At 72.7% G+C, this 16,299-nt stretch carries 16 protein-coding genes; 6 read left to right on the top strand and 10 right to left on the bottom strand.

Translation table 11 applies throughout. The features are described 5' to 3' along the window. Positions 1-10: 10 nt before the first annotated feature. From mdcE to mdcA, 5 genes are read right to left on the bottom strand one after another with little or no spacing between them, the layout of a single operon-like run. Complete coding sequence (gene mdcE / locus MPTA5024_RS12870; RefSeq protein WP_051458115.1) at positions 11-853, bottom strand: biotin-independent malonate decarboxylase subunit gamma; 843 nt, start codon at positions 851-853, stop codon at positions 11-13. After that, the gene (locus MPTA5024_RS12865) at positions 850-1,719 is read right to left on the bottom strand and encodes a biotin-independent malonate decarboxylase subunit beta (RefSeq protein ID WP_036324168.1); all 870 of its coding nucleotides are present in this window, start codon (positions 1,717-1,719) and stop codon (positions 850-852) included. Before MPTA5024_RS12865 ends, mdcE begins: the two co-directional genes overlap by 4 nt. After that, on the bottom strand, positions 1,716-2,006 hold the full coding sequence (locus MPTA5024_RS12860) for a malonate decarboxylase subunit delta (RefSeq protein ID WP_036324167.1): 291 nt from the start codon (positions 2,004-2,006) through the stop codon (positions 1,716-1,718). The genes MPTA5024_RS12865 and MPTA5024_RS12860 overlap by 4 nt, the downstream gene beginning before the upstream one ends. Beyond that, the gene (locus MPTA5024_RS12855; RefSeq protein WP_051458114.1) at positions 1,994-2,896 is read right to left on the bottom strand and encodes a triphosphoribosyl-dephospho-CoA synthase; all 903 of its coding nucleotides are present in this window, start codon (positions 2,894-2,896) and stop codon (positions 1,994-1,996) included. Before MPTA5024_RS12855 ends, MPTA5024_RS12860 begins: the two co-directional genes overlap by 13 nt. A 6-nt stretch (positions 2,897-2,902) precedes the next feature. Next, positions 2,903-4,555 carry a malonate decarboxylase subunit alpha gene (gene mdcA, locus MPTA5024_RS12850; RefSeq protein ID WP_036324165.1) on the bottom strand — a complete coding sequence of 551 codons (1,653 nt, stop codon included), beginning with the start codon at positions 4,553-4,555 and terminating at the stop codon, positions 2,903-2,905. Positions 4,556-4,691: 136 nt separating this feature from the next. Between mdcA and MPTA5024_RS12845 the strand changes: the two genes are divergently transcribed. The 4 genes from MPTA5024_RS12845 (at position 4,692) to MPTA5024_RS12830 (ending at position 9,116) form a co-directional block, all read left to right on the top strand. Then, positions 4,692-7,277, top strand: a complete 2,586-nt coding sequence (locus MPTA5024_RS12845; protein WP_036324164.1) for an ATP-binding protein — start codon at positions 4,692-4,694, stop codon at positions 7,275-7,277. A 73-nt stretch (positions 7,278-7,350) separates the two neighbouring features. Further along, positions 7,351-7,935 (top strand): carboxymuconolactone decarboxylase family protein, encoded by a 585-nt coding sequence (locus tag MPTA5024_RS12840; RefSeq protein ID WP_063794684.1) that lies wholly within the window; start codon positions 7,351-7,353, stop codon positions 7,933-7,935. Positions 7,936-7,973: 38 nt separating this feature from the next. Beyond that, on the top strand, positions 7,974-8,339 hold the full coding sequence (locus MPTA5024_RS12835; protein WP_036325932.1) for a DsrE family protein: 366 nt from the start codon (positions 7,974-7,976) through the stop codon (positions 8,337-8,339). Between the two features lie 171 nt (positions 8,340-8,510). Next, positions 8,511-9,116 (top strand): superoxide dismutase family protein, encoded by a 606-nt coding sequence (locus tag MPTA5024_RS12830; protein ID WP_157099448.1) that lies wholly within the window; start codon positions 8,511-8,513, stop codon positions 9,114-9,116. A gap of 93 nt (positions 9,117-9,209) precedes the next feature. On the opposite strand, the gene MPTA5024_RS40830 is transcribed toward MPTA5024_RS12830, so the two are convergent. Further along, positions 9,210-9,380, bottom strand: a complete 171-nt coding sequence (locus MPTA5024_RS40830; protein WP_157099447.1) for a hypothetical protein — start codon at positions 9,378-9,380, stop codon at positions 9,210-9,212. 131 nt (positions 9,381-9,511) lie between these two features. Here MPTA5024_RS40830 and MPTA5024_RS39550 point away from each other — a divergent pair, with 131 nt between their 5' ends. Next, positions 9,512-10,906, top strand: coding sequence for a family 43 glycosylhydrolase (locus MPTA5024_RS39550; protein WP_198167135.1), 1,395 nt, complete (start codon positions 9,512-9,514; stop codon positions 10,904-10,906). 66 nt (positions 10,907-10,972) lie between these two features. On the opposite strand, the gene MPTA5024_RS12820 is transcribed toward MPTA5024_RS39550, so the two are convergent. The 3 genes from MPTA5024_RS12820 to MPTA5024_RS12810 all read right to left on the bottom strand — a co-directional run bounded on the left by MPTA5024_RS12820 (position 10,973) and on the right by MPTA5024_RS12810 (position 15,063). Continuing rightward, the gene (locus MPTA5024_RS12820; protein WP_036324163.1) at positions 10,973-12,040 is read right to left on the bottom strand and encodes a WxL protein peptidoglycan domain-containing protein; all 1,068 of its coding nucleotides are present in this window, start codon (positions 12,038-12,040) and stop codon (positions 10,973-10,975) included. A 139-nt stretch (positions 12,041-12,179) separates the two neighbouring features. Next, positions 12,180-13,733 carry a purple acid phosphatase family protein gene (locus tag MPTA5024_RS12815; protein WP_084369669.1) on the bottom strand — a complete coding sequence of 518 codons (1,554 nt, stop codon included), beginning with the start codon at positions 13,731-13,733 and terminating at the stop codon, positions 12,180-12,182. Positions 13,734-13,851: 118 nt separating this feature from the next. Continuing rightward, positions 13,852-15,063, bottom strand: a complete 1,212-nt coding sequence (locus tag MPTA5024_RS12810) for a HupE/UreJ family protein (protein WP_036324162.1) — start codon at positions 15,061-15,063, stop codon at positions 13,852-13,854. A gap of 174 nt (positions 15,064-15,237) precedes the next feature. Between MPTA5024_RS12810 and MPTA5024_RS12805 the strand changes: the two genes are divergently transcribed. Beyond that, positions 15,238-15,912 (top strand): hypothetical protein, encoded by a 675-nt coding sequence (locus tag MPTA5024_RS12805; protein ID WP_036324161.1) that lies wholly within the window; start codon positions 15,238-15,240, stop codon positions 15,910-15,912. A gap of 62 nt (positions 15,913-15,974) precedes the next feature. On the opposite strand, the gene MPTA5024_RS39545 is transcribed toward MPTA5024_RS12805, so the two are convergent. Then, the coding region (locus tag MPTA5024_RS39545; protein ID WP_198167134.1) for a cellulose binding domain-containing protein at positions 15,975-16,299 on the bottom strand (325 nt) is incomplete at its 5' end.

The raw sequence follows: 16,299 nt of genomic DNA, 5'->3' as shown, positions 1-16,299 counted from the left end.
GGTGGTGGACTCATTGAGGCGGCTTCCCGTCGTCGTCGCGGGCGCGTCGCCACTGGGCGGCCAGCGCCTCGTGGACACGGCGGGAGGCCACCCGGGTTTCACGCGCGCCGGGCGAGTCGAGGCGGTTGCTCAGGTCGCGCGGGCCACGGCGGGCGCGTTCGACCGCGGCCGTGAGCGCCTCCCTCACCGTCGTCACGTCCCTCTCGGTGGGGTCGTCGGCGTCGTCCACGATCAGGAGACCGTCGCACAGGCCGAGCGTCGCCCAGTCGGCGACGTCGTAGGACAGCGGCGGAATGTGACGGGCCAGCTCATCGAGCTCCTCCACGGTCCGCAGGGTCACCTTGGCCGCGGCCCGCTTGTGCATGGCGTGGATGACCACGCCGGGGTCGTCGAGCGCCAGGATCTGGTTCGCCTGGCCGCCGTGTGCGAGCAGTCCGCCGGACAGGGCCTGCCCGACGATGAGCGCGATGACGGGGTGTCCGGCCGTGCGGGCGGAGACGTAGGCGTCGACGGCGGCGGCCAGGACCTGGTGGATGCCGAGCATCTCCTCGACGCGTCCGTAGGCCTGGCTGGGCAGGTCGACGACGGCGACGATGGGCCGGCGTCGGTCGTCGGGCAGCGGCGCGTCGCCGGCGACGACCTCGGTCACCGCCTCGGCGAGGGCGAGTCCTTCGCGCAGGCCGACCTCGCCGTCGCGGGCGCGGGGGTAGGGGCTCCCCGGGTCGGGAACGACGGCGATCAGGCGCGCGACGTCGTGGCCCACCGAGCTGTCCGCCGTGACGACCGACGGCACGGCGCCCCCCACGGCGCCGTCCGCCAGCGCGTGCGTCCAGGTCCGCCCGCGGCTCGTCATCCGTCCCCCTCCGGCGGTGCGCCCTTCGCCGGGGTCGCGAGGCCGGACGGCTGGGGCGGGTGGGCCGGGTCGACGGCTTCGACGCGGGCGCGCAGCTCACCGATGCGCTGCGAGCGGTGCTCGCCCGGCACTCCTTGTCGTACGGCCTCGATCACGGCGGAGCGCAGCGCGCCGGCGTCGTCGAGGACCAGCGCGTCCGCCAGAGCGGTCCTGACGCGCTGCGCTCCGCCGTCGATCGACCAGATCAGCGTGCGGTCGGAGGCGTCGAACTCGGCGAGACCGGCCTCCGACTCGATCACTTCGGGACCGTTGAGCCCGAGCCGGCCCTCGGCCGTCATGATCAGTCTGGTGCACAGCCCGGCGGCGATGCTCATGCCGCCGAAACAGCCCAGCGCTCCGGCGATGACGCCGATGACGGGCTGGTGGGCGCGTAGCTCCAGCACCGCGGAGCACACCTCGGCGACCGTGGCGAGGCCCAGATTGGCCTCCTGCAGGCGTACGCCCCCGCTCTCCAGCAGCAGCACCGCGCTGGTCGGGATGCCGTCGCGGTTGTCCCGGGCGGCCAGGGACAGCGCGGACGCGATCTTCACGCCGGAGACCTCGCCGATGCCGCCTCCCTGGAAGGCCTGTTCGACGGCGATCACGACCGCGGGCCGGCCGTCGAGCCTTCCCCTGACCACGACGACGCCGTCGTCCGACTGCGGGACGACGCCCTGCGGCTCCAGCCACGGGGAGTCCAGGTGGTCGAAGGGCCCGCACAGCTCACGGGCCGTGCCGTCGTCGAGCAGCGCGACGGCCCGCGCGCGGGCGTCCAGTTCGATGAAGCTGGTACGGCCGAGCAGCGCCTCCCATTCGGGGGCCGTCATGGCCCGCTCTCCTCGATCGCCTGCCGCAGGCGCAGGGTGACCACCCCGGGCGTGGCCCCGAAGTCGTTGAGCTCGTAGTTGCCGGCGACGGGGTGACGGGCGAAGAACCGCTCCAGCACGACTCGCCACACCGTGTCGAACCCGTCGACGCTGGTGCGCACCCGCACCCGGGCGGCGCCGTCCGCGGGGATGATCAGGACCTCCAGATCGCCGGAACCGACCACGCCGACGTGGGCTCGCCGGGCGGCCGGCCGGTCCGCGGGGAACTCGTAGGTCAGCGTCTGCATGCCGGCGCCTCCCGTACGGCACGGGGGGAGCGGGCCGGCCATGGCGCCGCGTCGAGGAAGAGGGCGGCGGCCAGCAGGTCGGCGCTCCCGCCGGGGGACAGCCGCCGTCTCCGCAGCCGCTCGTCCAGTTCCATGAGCGCGGCGTGGCCGCAGGCCGTGCCCGCGCCTCCCTCGGCCATCACGTGTCCGGCGCCCAGCCGTACGGCGCGCAGGCCGTCGGGGCCGCCGCGGTACAGGACGCAGGTGTCGTCCAGGAGGCTCATCACCTCCAGCAACGCGTCCAGCCTGGCCACCTCCTCGGGGCGGCCGGCCGCTCTGGCCCGGCGCAGCCGCGGCAGCGCGACCTCGGTGACGTGGGGAAAGGCCGCCTCGGCCACGCGCCGGGCGCCGCCTGTCCCGTACCGCCGCCGTACCGACTCACCGTGGGAGGGCGTCCCCGCCGGGGCCCACCGGTCGGGCAGAGCGGCCAGCCGGGCAGCGGCGCGGGCGGCCTCGCGCTCGTCGCCGGCGCCCCCGGCCACGGCCGCGACCAGCAACCCGAGCGCCCACAACGCCCCGCGGTGGGTGTTGACCCCACCCGTGACCCGCAGCATCGCCCGCTCGCCCATGCGGCCGAGCCCGCCCAGCTCCTCCCGGAGCCCGACGCCGGCGGCCGTCCGCTCCGCCGCCTCCGCGATCCGCCGGAACGCCGGGCGCAGCGCCTCGGCGGAGGCCAGCAGGAGCGCCAGATCCATGTCATCGTGCGCGCCGCCTCCGCGGCGGTCGACCAGGCCGGGCGTGGGACTCAGCCAGGCCTCGTCGCGCAGCGCCCGCACGGCCGTCTCCGCGAGCAGCGCCGGGAACGGCGTGCGGGTGCCTCCCCCCGCCGACGTCCCGCTCCCGGCCGCCATCGCGGATCACCAGCTCCGGAACCGGGCGGGCGGGTCGTACAGGCCTCCGGACCAGGCCACGAGGTCTTCGATGCTGCGGGCCGCCAGCAGGGAGCGCCGCGCCCTGCGGATGTCGACGCCGAGATCCTCGGGCAGCGCGACCAGGCCGTCCCGGCGCAGCGCCTCGACGCGCCGCTCGTCGGCGTCGCGGCCGACGGGGGTGGCGCCCGCGATCGCGGCCACCGCTTCGCGCCGTTCGGCCGGCCCCGCGGCCTTGTACAGGTAGGCCACTCCCTCCTCGGTCACCAGGTGGCTGACGTCGTCGCCGTAGATCATGACCGGTGGGATGGGCATGCCCGCGTCCGTCCCGACCTGCACCGCGTCGAGCGTCTCGACGAACGCGGGAACGCCGCCGGCGCGGAAGGTCTGCGTGATCTGCGCGACGAGCTTGCGCCCCCGGAGCGCGGGGGGCTCTCCGGCCCGCAGGCCCAGCCACGCGGGGGAGGCGTGCCTGCGTCCGTGCGGGTCGTGTCCCATGTTGGGCGCCCCTCCGAAGCCGGTCAGCCGGCCCTCGGTGACCGTCGAGGAGTTCGCGTCGGCGTCGATCTGCAGCGACGACCCGATGAACAGGTCCACGGCGTACTGGCCGGCGAGCTGGCACAGCACCCGGTTCGACCGCAGCGAGCCGTCGGGGCCGGTGAAGAACACGTCAGGGCGGGCCGCGACGTAGCGCTCCATGCCGGGTTCGCCACCGAAGCAGTGCACCGACTCGACCCAGCCGCTCTCGATGGCCGGGATGAGCGTCGGATGCGGGTTGAGCGTCCAGTGCCGGCAGATCTTCCCGCGCAGCCCCAGCTCCTCGCCGTACGTGGGCAGGAGGAACTCGACGGCCGCCGTGTCGAAGCCGATCCCGTGGTTCAGCGTGGTCACGGCGTGCCGCTCGTAGATCCCGCGTATCGCCATCATCGCCATCAGGATCTCCACCTGGCCGATGCGGCGGGGGTCGCGGGTGAACAGCGGCTCCAGCGCGACCGGCCGCGGGCTCTCCACGATCAGGTCCACCCAGTCGCCCGGGATGTCCACGCGGGGGACCCTGTCGACCAGTTCGTTCACCTGGACGACGGTGACCCCGTCCGAGAAGGCCGTCGCCTCGGCGATGGTAGGCGTGTCCTCGGTGTTGGCGCCGGTGTACAGGTTGCCGTCGCGGTCGGCCTGCTCGGCGCACAGCAGCGCCACGTCCGGGATGAGGTCGACGAACATCCGCGCGTACAGCTCGACGTAGGTGTGGATCGCGCCGACCTCGACCGTGCCGTCGGCGAGCAACTGCGCCATGCGGACGCTCTGCGGACCGGCGTAGGCGAAGTCGAGCCGGCGGGCCACGCCGCGCTCGAACACGTCCAGGTGCTCCGGCAGGCTGATCGAGGCGATCAGCAGATGCAGGTCGTGCACCACATCCGCATCGCACGCGGCCAGCGCCCCGGCGAGGAAGTCCGCCTGTTTCTGGTTGTCCCCTTCGAGGACCACCCGGTCGCCCGGGCGCAGCAGCGCCTGCACGGCGTCGCCCGTCCGCGCGGCGTCCACGATCCGGCCCGACGCGAACGGCCGGACCGCCGCCAGCCGCTCCCGCTTCGCGGTCCGCCTCCGCGTCCAGTCCCGGACGGGCGCCTTCGCACGGGCCATCGCGTGCCCCCAGTCATGCGTTGACCAGGGTCTCGTGCCTCCTAAAGCTCTGGAACTAACTCAAAGGCGGCTAAAAACGGCGCATGCCGAATCGGGAGACGGGCTGTGTGGAGGGTGCGCCTTTACCATCGTTCGCATGGAGCTGTGGGAGCGTTCCGAGACGCTGGATCTCCTCAGCGGTCTTCTGCGGGAGAGCGCCCACGGCGGCCGCGTGGCGGTGGTGGCCGGCGAGGCCGGGATCGGCAAGTCCGTGCTCGTGGCCGAGTTCGCCCGGCGCTGCGGGCCGGCGGCGTGGGTGCTCTGGGGCGGCTGCGACCGGTTGATCACCCCCCGGGCGCTCGGTCCGCTGCACGACATCGGGCGCCAGGCCGGGGGCGCCCTGGCCGAGCGGCTGAACGCCGGCGCCGCCCAGGAGGAGCTCTTCGCGGCGTTCCTGGAGGCGGTCTCCGGCCCGTCGCAGCGTCCGCGGCCGGTCGTCGTCGTGGAGGACGCCCACTGGGCCGACGAGGCCACACTCGACTGGCTGATCTGGTCGGGCCGGCGGATCGGCCGGCTGCCGGTCCTGTTCGTGGTGACCCACCGTGACGACGAGGTGGGCGCCGAGCATCCGCTGCGGGGCGCCCTTGCCGCCCTGCCCAGCGCGATCACCCGGCGCGTGTCGCTGCCGCCGCTGTCGCGCGAGTGCGTGGCCGGCCAGGCGCGCCGGGCCGGGAGGGATCCGGAGCCGGTCTACCGGCTGTCCGGCGGCAACCCGTTGCTGGTGACCGAACTGCTCAAGGCGGAGGGGCGGGCGGTGCCGGCCACTGTGCAGGACCTCGTCCTGGACCGGCTGCGGCAGTTGCCGCGTCCCGCCCGGGAGCTGGCCCATCTGGTGTCGGTGATCCCGACCCGTGCCGACGCCGCCGTCGTCGCGGGAGCGCCGGACCTGGTCGACATGTGCGTCGACGCCGGAGTTCTCGTGCCGTCCGGCGACGGGGTGTCGTACCGTCACGAGTTGCTGCGCGGCGCGGTGGAGGACACGCTCTCGCCCGCGCGCCGCGCCGCGCTGCACCGGCGGGTGCTGGACGTGCTGGCCGGGGTCGCCGAAATCGATCCGGGCCGCCTGGTGCACCACGCGACGCAGGCGGGGGACGAGGCCGCCGTCCTGCGGTACGGCCAGGTGGCGGGGGCCGGCGCGGCCCGGCAGGGCGCCCACCGGGAGGCGACGGCGCACTACCGGTCGGCGGCCGTGTACGCCGACCGGCTGCCGGCCCCGCGCCGCGCCGAACTGCTGGAGGCCTACGCGTTCCAGGCGTACCTGGCCGGGCTGGCCGAGGAGGGGTTGCGCGCCCGGCGGGCGGCGCTCGCCGTACGGGAGGGTCTGCGGCAACCCGAGGCGGCCGGGGAGAACCTGCGCTGGATCTCCCGGCTGGCCTGGTGGGCGGGGGACGCGGAGCAGGCGTGGGAGGCGGCCGCGCGGGCGGTCACCGTCCTGGAGTCCGAGCCGCCGGGCCGGCCCCTGGCCATGGCCTACAGCAACCTGTCGCAGCTGCACATGCTCGCGGGCGAGCCGGAGCCGGCGGTCGCGTGGGGGGAACGGGCGCGAACCCTGGCCGATCGGCTGGGGGACGCGGAGACCTCCGTCCACGCCGAGATCAACGTGAGCACGGCCCGGCTCACGGACGGCGACGAAACGGCGGCCGCGGCGCTGCGGGAGGTGCACGAACGCGCCTCCGCCCTCGGGATGGCCGATCACGCCGCCCGGGCGCTGGTCAACCTGGCGACCGCGCTGGTGCAGCTGGCCGAGTACGAGGCGGCCGCACCGGCGGTCGACCGGGCACTGGAGTACGCCACCGAACAGGATCTCGACGGGTACGTCCAGTACCTGCTCGGGGTGCGGGCGGGGGTGCGGCTGGTGCGCTGTGACTGGGCCGGCGCTCTCGCCGACGCGGACGCGGCGCTGGACCGGCCGGCCCGGGCCGGGGTGGCCGTGGTGCCCGCGCTGGTGGCGCGCGGCAGGATCCAGGCGGCGCGGGGGGAGCCGGAGGCGCGGGCCACGCTCGACGAGGCCGCCCGCCAGGCCGACCGCACCGGCGAGGTGCAGCGGGTCTGCCCGGTGGCTGCGGCCCGCTCGGAGTACTTCCTCCTGTACGGCGATGCCGGGCGTGCCGCCGAGGAGGCCCGGCGCGGCCTGGACCTGGCCGGTCGGGCGGGTCATTCGGTGTACATGGGGGAGCTGGCCTACCGGCTGTGGCGGGCCGGGGGCGCCGGATTCCCCGAGGCGGGGGCCCGGCCGTACCGGTTGATGGCCGACGGAGACTGGGCGGGCGCGGCGGAGGAGTGGGCCCGGCGCGGTGCCCCGTACATGCGCGCCGAGGCGCTGGCGGGCGGTGACCGGGCCGCGGCGGCCGAGGCGTTGCGCGTCCTCGGCGAGCTGGGGGCGACGCGGACGGCGGAGCGGCTGCGGGGCGAGCTTCGACGGCGCGGGTTCACCGGGATGCCGCGCGGCCCGCGCCCGGCGACGGCCGCCAACCCCGGCGGCCTCACACCCCGGCAGGCGGAGGTGCTCGCGCTGCTGACCGAGGGGCTGTCCAACGCCGAGATAGCCGGGCGTCTGTCGCTGTCGGCCAAAACCGTCGATCATCACATCTCCGCCGTGCTGGGCAAGCTCGGTGTGGCCAGCCGGGGTCAGGCGGCCGCAGCGGCGCACCGGCTGAACCTGGTCCGGAAGCCGGCAAAGTAGGGAGTTCTCCCCAATCGCGGATCGTCGCGAGGACCTACCGTTCCACGCGCAGACGCCGCCGCAAGGGGGAGACATGAGTCATCTCAGCACGCCCACCGAGTCACCGCTCTACGAGGCCGAGCGGGCCGTGCTCGGATACGTGCCCAACTACCTGCGGGTGCTGGCGCCGCGACCGGAGGTCTATCAGGCCTGGCTGCGGCTGGCGGAGGCGGTCAGGGCAGGCATGGACCTGCGCCGCTACGAGTTGGTCACCCTGACGGCGGCCCGTCGCCTCGGTTCCGCGTACTGCGGTCTCGCGCACGCGGGCGTGCTGCGTCAGCGGTTCTACGACGACGCGGCGCTGCGGGCGATCGTGGCCGACCACCACGACGCGGGGCTGGCGCCGGTGGACGTGGCGGTCATGGACTTCGCGGACCGCGTCGCCGCCGATCCCACGGCGGTGACCGAGAGGGACATCGCCGTCCTGCGCGGGCACGGGCTGGCCGACGACGACATCCTCCAGATCGTCCTCGCGGTCTGTCTGCGCCGGTTCTTCAGCGGCGTGCTGTCGGCGGTCGGCGCCGTCCCGGATCCGGTCCTCCGCGACCTGCCCCCCGATATCCGGGCGGCCGTCGAGGTCACCGGCGACGAGGCCTCCCCATGTCGGCGGGGCGAGTGACCCGGCCGGCCCGGACGACAACGGACAAGGAGAAGATCATGGCAGGTAAAGCCGTCGTCAGCCTGACCACGGGGCTCGAGGATCCCGAGCGCGTCACCGTGGCCTTCCTGGTCGCGCTGGGGGCGGCCGAACAGGGCCGCCCCACGCTCATGTTCCTCACCAAGGAGGCCGCCCGGCTGGCGTTGGAGGGCGTCGCCACCGCCGTCGCATGTGACGGCTGCCCTCCGCTGACCGACCTCGTGGCCCGGTACGCCAAGGCGGGCGGCCGATATCTCGTCTGCCCGATCTGCTTCGAGGCGCGTGCGCTCGACAGCCGGCGGCTCATCGAGGGCGCGGAGCTGGGCGGCACGATCCCGATGTGGCAGTGGATCGGCGACGAGGGCGCGACCACGTTCAGCTACTGAGCGCCGGGGTGCTCGGGATTCGCCTTCGCGGTGTCCCCTCCGGCGGCCGTGTCCGGGTCGCGGGCAGGCGTACCTAGGCTGGTCAGAGGGAGGGTCCCGCGCGTTCTCGCCGAGCGTCCGCAGGACGGACCCGGTCGCGGGACCCCGCCGTAGAGGCAGGAGGTGGACCTCATGCTCCGGCAGACATATCTGTCCCTGACCGCCGCGCTCGTCGTTGGAGCGGCCGCGCCCGGCGGCATCACCGCGTCACCACCGGGCGCCGGCCCGTCCGAAGACGCGGCCGCGGTCAGGGCCGCGGCGGTGCTCAAGGACGTCAAGGGGCAGCGCGTGGGCACCCTACGCGTCGAGGACGGAGGGAACGGCAGGACCAGACTGACTATCAGGACCTCGAACCTGCCGCCCGGCTTCCACGGACTGCACATCCACAAAAAGGGCGTCTGCGACCCGCGGTCGACCGACCCGGCCACCGGCAGTCCCTTCTTCAGCGCGGGGCCCCACCTGGGCTCCGGCTCCCATCCCGGGCACGCGGGGGACCTGCCCGGTCTCCTGGTCGCCAGGAACGGCGCCGGCACTGCGTCCTTCGTCACCGACCGCTTCGGTGTGGGTGATCTCCTGAAGGCGGGCGGCACGTCGGTCGTCATCCATGCCAAGCCCGACAACGAGGCCAACGTCCCCGCTCGGTACACCCAGTCAGGGAAGGCGGGCCCGGACGCCGAGACGCTCAAGGCCGGTGACTCCGGCGGCCGGATCGCCTGTGGGGTGATCCAGAGGGCGTGACGCCGTTCGTGCCTGGGTGACCCGAGGCCGTGCGCCTGTCCCTGATCTTCGCCGCCTGAGTCGCCACACAGGCAGGGCAGGTCCTGGAGGCGATTACCCTGCCTCCAATACGCCTCCGGCGTTTCCCGCGAGATGAATGCCGACGAGGCCCGGTACGGATATGCATTCGGCGAGCTGGAAAATTTCGGCATTGCCGCGAAAGTTTTGATTGCGTCCGATGTCCTGTGAAAGTTTCACCGGCATGGGATGGAGATCGACCCGCATGCGACCTGCGATATCGGCCGTGAACGCCGGTCTCGCGGATTCAGTCCATTCATTCGCGTCGTTGACGTTGTGCGCCCTGCTTCTTAGCGTCGGAAATCCCCTTCACGCTCCGGCTCGAAACGGGGTTGACGATGCGAGGTTCCACGCGGGCGGCACGTCTGGCGGCCCTCGCCGGTGTTCTCGCGCCGGTGCTCGCCGGAACGATCGCCGTTCAGGCGCCGGCCATGGCCGCGGTCTCCTGCCGTGTCGACTACGCGGTCACCAACCAGTGGTCCGGCGGCTTCGGCGCGAGCGTGACGATCCACAACCTGGGTGACGCGGTCGACGGCTGGCGGTTGACCTGGTCGTTCGGGGCCGGTCAGCAGGTGACCCAGGCATGGAACGCCACCGTCACCCAGGCCGGCGGCGGCGTGACCGCCGCCGACGCCGGGTACAACGCCGCGATCCCCTCCGGAGGCTCCACGGCGTTCGGGTTCAACGGGTCCTGGAACGGCGCCAACCCGAATCCGTCATCCTTCTCCCTGAACGGCGTGCCGTGCACCGGCACTCCAGGCTCCCCGAGCGCGACTCCCAGCCCGTCGCCCTCGCCGTCCTCCTCGCCCAGTCCCTCGGCGCCGTCGGGCGGGCCGTCGACCCCGCCGGCCTCCTATCCCAATCCGGGGCGCGTGGCCGGTGACGTCGGGGTGCACGACCCCGAGGTGACCAAGAGGCCGGACGGCACCTACCTGCTGGCCCACACCGGGAACGACATCTCGTTGAAGACCTCCACCGACCGGATCACCTGGCGCGACGCCGGAGTGGCGTTCCCGGGCGGGGTTCCCTGGGCGCGGGCCTACACCGGTGGCGACGACACGCTGTGGGCGCCCGACATCACCTACGTCAACGGGCGGTACTACATGTACTACGCCGCCTCCAGTTTCGGGAGCAACCGCTCGGCGATCTTCCTGGCCACCAGCGCCACCGGGGCGTCCGGGTCATGGACCAACCAGGGCCTGGTGGTCGAGTCGACCACCTCCGACAATTTCAACGCCATCGACCCCAACCTCGTCATCGACGACCAGGGCCGCTGGTGGCTGGACTTCGGCTCGTTCTGGTCCGGGATCAAAATGGTGCGGCTCGACCCGGCGACCGGAAAGCGCGCCGACGGCACCGTCCTCAGCATCGCCGGCCGGGGCGGCGGGGCGATCGAGGCGCCGTTCGTCTTCAGGCACGGCGGCTACTACTACCTGTGGGTCTCCTTCGACCTGTGCTGCCGGGGCGCCGCCAGCACCTACCGCATCATGGTCGGCCGCTCCACCTCGGTCACCGGCCCGTACGCCGACCGCAACGGCGTGCCGATGAACTCCGGCGGAGGCACGCAGGTGCTGGCAGGCCACGGCGGCATCCACGGACCCGGCCACCAGGCCGTCCTCGCCGACAACGACGGAGACGTCCTCTTCTACCACTGGTACGCCGACAACGGCGCCTCCAGCCTCGGCATCAACCGGATCGGCTACGACGCGGCCGGCTGGCCCTTCGTCTACTGACGGACAGGGTCCGATCGCCGAGGCCCCCGTCAGGCTCGGCGTCACGCTCCCCGCGCCGCCGGGCGGTCACTGGCCGGAGGTCTCCCGCTCGCGGAGCGGCTGCTCGGCGGGCCCCCGCTCGCGCACGTCCTCGTGCTCGCGGACGTCCTCCCGGGGCCCGTTCCGGCGGCGCCGGACGGCCAGGGCCGCGGCGACCAGCCCGGCGAGGACGACGACGAGGAGGAGCAGCAGCGCCCACGGGACGGTCCAGGCGTCCGCCGTGCCCTCCACGACGGCGAGCGGGGCGACCGAGCCCGCCGAGTCGGTGAGCAGCGGGAGGAGGCTGATCGTCGCCGTCAGCCGCAGCGCCGGCGTGACCCCGCGTACCGGTACGGAGACCTTCCAGGTGTCGCCGGGCAGCAGCTGGGGCGAGTCGCCGATGCGGCCGGCGCGGACGGCCAGGCGGCTGAAGGGGCCGGACACGGACACCGCCTGCCGGGCGGCGAGGATGGCGTTGCCGGTGTTGCGGATCGTGTACGTGACAGTGGCGTCGCCCTTCCCGAACGGGTTGGACGTGCCCGAGTAGCGCACCCGGGCGTCCTCCACCGACACGCTCGGCCTGAGCTCTCCGCCGACGCGCAGCCGGATCCGGATGCCGAGACGCCGGTCCCCATGACCGGCCTCCGCGGGCACGGTGACGATGCCGCCCATGTACTCGCCGGGCACGGCGCTGTCCGGCAGCGTCAGCGTGAACGGCACCTCGGCCGACTCGCCGGGCGGGACGGTCACGTCGGGCCGGTCCGCGTGGACCCATGCGCCGACCTTCGCCGACGAGACGTCCCTGCCGACGAGGTCGAGGCGCCCGTCCTTCGTGGTGAAGCCGTCGGCGGCGTACACGGCGAGGTGGAGCGGCGCCGCGCCGTTGTTGGCGACCACGAGGGCGTCCTCGATCCGTCCGCCCGGATCGAGGGTGTAGCTGAAGTTCTCCCGGTCCGACCCGAAGTCGTTGGACGCCGTCCTGACCGTCCACGTGACGTCCCCGTCCGCGGCGGCGGGTCCCGCTCCCGTGACGAGGAGGCCGAGTGTGGCGAGCAGCGCCGCGACGGCGACCTGGGCGAGGGCTGCTGTGGTCGTACGGGGTCTGGACGGGTGCATCTGGTGATCCCTATGAACGGCGAGGTGGGAAGACGGGTGATGGGGTGGGCACCGGACGGTGCCCACCCCACCTGGTGGAGGGAGCCGGATCAGCCCGGCGCGGCGAGCGCGCCGACGGTTCCGGCGCCGTTACCGCGGGCTACTGCAGCCAGGACTCCAGCGCCGCCGAGGTGGCGTGGCCGTGCCCGTTGCCGTGGTCGTCACCGTGGCCGTTGTCGTGAGCCGTGTGGATCACGACCTTGTCGACCGTGGAGCCGACCGGCTGGGCGGGGGTGGCGCCGCTGTTCGGGCCGCACCACGAGACCTTGCCCAGCTCCACGGCGGCGTTGGGCGCCGCGCAGTTGCCGCTGCGGATGTTCTGGACGACGAGCTTGCCGCCGCGCACCTGGACCTTCACGTAGGTGCGGACGTGCTCCTGGTTCTCGACCGAATTGGCCCAGTGGCTCTTCGGGTTGAGCGGGTCGGGGCCGTAGTTCGGGTCCGCCGTCGTGTCGGGAGCGGTGAGGTCGTAGTACTTCGAACCCGACGCGGAGTTCGCCGTCACGTAGACGACGCCGCCCGGACCCTCGACCACCTGGGCGTCGCCGGGGCGCTCGTCCTTGTTGGCCTTCTGACCGTTCTTGATCACGTAGCTACGGGAGTAGCTGTGGTCGTGACCCTGCAGGACCAGGTCGACGCCGAGGTTCGAGAACGCGGTCGGGAAGTCCTGACGGCGCTGCTTGTTGTCGGAGTCGTTGGCGTGGTCGGCCGGCGAGTAGATCGAGTGGTGGTACACCAGCACCGTGTACTTGGCGCGGGCGCCCTGCGCCTTGACCACGTTGGTGACGTAGCCGATGTGCGCGGCGTCGGCGCCGTTGGCGTACGCGTTGCTGTTGATGTCGATGAACAGGACGTTCTTGTAGATGAACCAGTAGTCACCGCCCGACCGGGTGGTGGCGTCGCCGTTGTAGAACGGCGCGGAGCGGTCGGTGTTCGGCGTCCAGAAGTGCTGCTCGTACGCCTTGCCGCCCACGTCGTGGTTGCCGATGGTGGCGGCCCACGGGTACTGGCGCAGCTTGTCGGAGCCGAGGAACGCGTTCCACTGGGTCTCGGTGTTCGCGGACTCGACCTGGTCGCCGCCCGACACCAGCAGCTCGGCCTTGGGGTTCGCGGAGAGCGCGACGTTCAGGGTGTCCTGCCAGCCGGCGCCGTCCTTCGCCGTGTCGCCGGACGAGCCGATCTGCGGGTCGCCGAAGAACAGGAAGTCGAAGTCGCCCTTGAAGCTCTGGGTCCTGAACGTGTAGGTCGCGGACCAGCTGCCCTCGGCGCCCACCCGGTAGGAGTACGAGGTGTTCTGCTTGAGCCCGTCGAGGGTGACGTGCGCGTTGTAGCCGCCGTTCACCGTGTTCGCGGTCACCGTGGCCGGGAAGGTGACGACCTTCTTGGGGAACTGGCCGTGCTTCAGGGAGTGCGTCGGTACGACCTGGACCACCTGCGGGGTGTTGGTGGAGGAGTACCAGGACAGCACGCGCTGCGCCTCGTTGGCGCCCACACCGAGGACGATCCCCGTGGGAGCGGCCGCGTTGTCCGCGTGGGCCGCGGTCGCCATGCCGACGCCGAAGGCGGCGGTGATGCCCATGGCCGCCACGGTGGCGGTCATGGCCGCGCGGCGCAGAACGAGCCCGGGGCGCTGCGTCCCCTTGTCGATCTTCATGAAGTTCCATCCGATTTGAGGGTATTGGGGAGGTTTGTCAAGATTCCGGAAGTCGATGACCTGGAGGTGAACGTCAGACAGGCGGATCGTTGCGCGTGCCGGAAGTTGTGACGTTTCCTCAGATCCCGGCCACGCGCTCCACGAACCAGACCAGGCCCATCACGGACACGCCGGTGGCGATGGCGCCGGTCGTCCCCAGCCCGGCGAGTGGCCGCCGGTGACGCAGCAGGGCGAGCAACGGGAAGACGACGGCGATGATCGACAGCTGGACGACCTCGATGCCCACGTTGAAGACGAGCAGCGACCACAGCAGGGTCCACGACCAGGCCTGGTTGATCCCGAGCGCCGAGGCGAAGCCGAGTCCGTGCACGAGGCCGAAGCAGAAGACCACCGCCAGCCGGGTCCAGCCCGCGCGGTCCAGACTGAGGTGACCGTGCCCGGTCGTCTCGAGATCCGTGGCGTGCGATCGGCGTCGCCAGAGCCGCCACAGATGCCAGGCCGCGACCACCGCGATCGAGAGGGCGATGACGGGCTCGACGAACGACCCGGGCAGCTGCACGAGGCCGAGGGCGGCGAGGATGAAGGTCACCGAGTGGGCCAGGGTGAAGGTCGTCGCGGCCAGCACGATCTCGCGCAGCCGGCGTGACCCCGCGATGAGCGCGAGCAGGAACAGGATGTGGTCGAGCCCGGTGAGCAGGTGCTCGGCGCCGAGCCGGAAGAACTGCCAGAACCGCTCGAGAAAGGACTGCTGCGTGGAGAACGACCGGTGCTGGGCGTCGATCGCGGTGCTCCCGGTCCTCAGGTCGAGGTCGTAGGTCACGATCGTCTTGCTGTCGCGCACGTAGCCCTCGGAGTCGGGGAACAGCCGGGCGCGCACCTCGTGCGACTCGGCGGACTCGGGGCACCGGAAGTCCAGGACCATCCGCGCGTACGGGACGCCCTCGCGCTGCCCGATCCTGAAGCCGCCCTCCTGGGCCGGGGCGCAGGGCCTGCCCTCGGCCGTGACGCCGAACCGCTGGGTGACGTACGCGACGACCGTGCGGGCGTGGGCGTTGAGCGCGGCGGCCTGCTTCGCCGTGTCGTGGTCCTCGAACGCCGCGTTGCCCGTCTGGAAGAGCGGGTCGTCCTTCTCGGCGTCGGCGGCGGAGACGACGAGCAGGTCGTACTCCAGCTCGAGTTCGGTGCGGACGTGCCCGGCCGCGGGCGAGGTGAGGTCGACGTACACGGTCGAGCTGAGTCCGTGGGCGAAAGCAGGCAGGGCGCTGAGCAGGACGGCCACGGCTACGGCGGCGATGACAGCACAGGCACGACGCCGAGCGGCGGGGGACATGTGACTCCTTTTCCGGTTTGGGTAACGCAATCTGCTCGACGGAGATGAACGAACGGCGGCGTGCGCGCAAACAGTGACGAACCAGGCCGAGATGGACACAGCCCCCGCTCCGAGGACGGCGCTGGTTGAGGTAGGAAATAGGCGCACTTCCCGTCACCTCGAAGGACGATCCCCATGCGCTCTCGGCTTCTGCCCGCCGGCATGCTCACGGCGGCAGTCGCGACCGTCGTACTGGTCGGTGGATGCGGCCCCGGCGACGACTGGTCCCGGCCGCACGCGAAGCCCACCGCCGTCGGCACCCTCGGCCCGGGGTTCTTCGACCCGGCCGCGCCACCCGCTCCGGAGGCGACGATCACGCCCCGGCCCCGGTCGTGGGACGGGGTCCGTCCGTCACCGGACTATCGCGTCGTGCTGCTCACCGCTGGGGACGACCGCCAGACCAGGACACTGGTGGACGCCGTGACGGGATGGGCCGAGGAGCAGCAGGTCAGCCTTAAGACGATCAGGGCGACGAAGCCGGACCGGTTCATCCCGAGCATCAGCAGCGCGATCCAGATGAAGCCCGACCTCATCATCAGCGCCGGCAACGACCTCATCGACCCGCTGGCCATGGTCACCCCCAACCACCTCGACCAGCAGTTCCTCGTGGTCGGCGCCGAGCTGGCCGAGCCCACGGCGAACGTCACCTCCGCCGACTGGGCCGGCGCCTCCTTCCGGGGGGAGGGGCTCGGCGCGTCGTCGACGTACGACGCGGCCTCCTTCACCCCCGAACGCGCCGGGCGCGCCGTTCGGGCCGGTGCCGCGGCCGTGCTCAGCGGGCTGACCGGCGTCGTGATCTGGCTCGACTGAGAAACGGCGGGCCCGCGGACGGCTCTCCGTCCGTGGGCCCGCCGTTTCCCAGTGTTCGGTTCTCAGGCCGCCGTGCAGGTGAGGGCCGGGGTCGACGGCGAGCCGCCGCCGGTGAAGCCGAACGTCGTCGACGCGGACGGCTGGAGTGTGCCGTTGTACGACGCGTTGGTCACGGACACGGTCGAGCCGCTGGTGGTCACCGTGCCGTTCCAGAGCTGGGTGATGCTCTGCCCGCTGCTCAGGGTCCACCGTACGGTCCAGCCGCTGACCGCCGCGCTGCCCGCCGTGACGGTGACCTCGCCCTGGAAGCCGCCGGACCAGGAGTTGACGGTGCGGTAGGTCGCGCTGCAGGCGCCGCCCGTCGGGGTCGGGATCGGGGTCGGGGTC

The organism is Microbispora sp. ATCC PTA-5024 (assembly GCF_000511135.2).
Classification (GTDB): Bacteria; Actinomycetota; Actinomycetes; order Streptosporangiales; family Streptosporangiaceae; genus Microbispora; species Microbispora corallina.
The sequence above is the reverse complement of the archived record's forward strand: the minus strand, read 5'-3'. Positions and strand labels throughout refer to the sequence as shown.

Bases quoted from the DNA above. Each gene is read 5' to 3' on its own strand.
- MPTA5024_RS12820 (WP_036324163.1), bottom strand. From the start codon at position 12,040: ATGCACCCGTCCAGACCCCGTACGACCACAGCAGCCCTCGCCCAGGTC.
- MPTA5024_RS12830 (WP_157099448.1), top strand. From the start codon at position 8,511: ATGCTCCGGCAGACATATCTGTCCCTGACCGCCGCGCTCGTCGTTGGA.
- MPTA5024_RS12860 (WP_036324167.1), bottom strand. From the start codon at position 2,006: ATGCAGACGCTGACCTACGAGTTCCCCGCGGACCGGCCGGCCGCCCGG.
- MPTA5024_RS12865 (WP_036324168.1), bottom strand. From the start codon at position 1,719: ATGACGGCCCCCGAATGGGAGGCGCTGCTCGGCCGTACCAGCTTCATC.
- mdcA (WP_036324165.1), bottom strand. From the start codon at position 4,555: ATGGCCCGTGCGAAGGCGCCCGTCCGGGACTGGACGCGGAGGCGGACC.
- mdcE (WP_051458115.1), bottom strand. From the start codon at position 853: ATGACGAGCCGCGGGCGGACCTGGACGCACGCGCTGGCGGACGGCGCC.
- MPTA5024_RS12845 (WP_036324164.1), top strand. From the start codon at position 4,692: ATGGAGCTGTGGGAGCGTTCCGAGACGCTGGATCTCCTCAGCGGTCTT.
- MPTA5024_RS12815 (WP_084369669.1), bottom strand. From the start codon at position 13,733: ATGAAGATCGACAAGGGGACGCAGCGCCCCGGGCTCGTTCTGCGCCGC.
- MPTA5024_RS12840 (WP_063794684.1), top strand. From the start codon at position 7,351: ATGAGTCATCTCAGCACGCCCACCGAGTCACCGCTCTACGAGGCCGAG.
- MPTA5024_RS40830 (WP_157099447.1), bottom strand. From the start codon at position 9,380: ATGCGGGTCGATCTCCATCCCATGCCGGTGAAACTTTCACAGGACATC.
- MPTA5024_RS12810 (WP_036324162.1), bottom strand. From the start codon at position 15,063: ATGTCCCCCGCCGCTCGGCGTCGTGCCTGTGCTGTCATCGCCGCCGTA.
- MPTA5024_RS12805 (WP_036324161.1), top strand. From the start codon at position 15,238: ATGCGCTCTCGGCTTCTGCCCGCCGGCATGCTCACGGCGGCAGTCGCG.
- MPTA5024_RS39550 (WP_198167135.1), top strand. From the start codon at position 9,512: ATGCGAGGTTCCACGCGGGCGGCACGTCTGGCGGCCCTCGCCGGTGTT.
- MPTA5024_RS12855 (WP_051458114.1), bottom strand. From the start codon at position 2,896: ATGGCGGCCGGGAGCGGGACGTCGGCGGGGGGAGGCACCCGCACGCCG.
- MPTA5024_RS12835 (WP_036325932.1), top strand. From the start codon at position 7,974: ATGGCAGGTAAAGCCGTCGTCAGCCTGACCACGGGGCTCGAGGATCCC.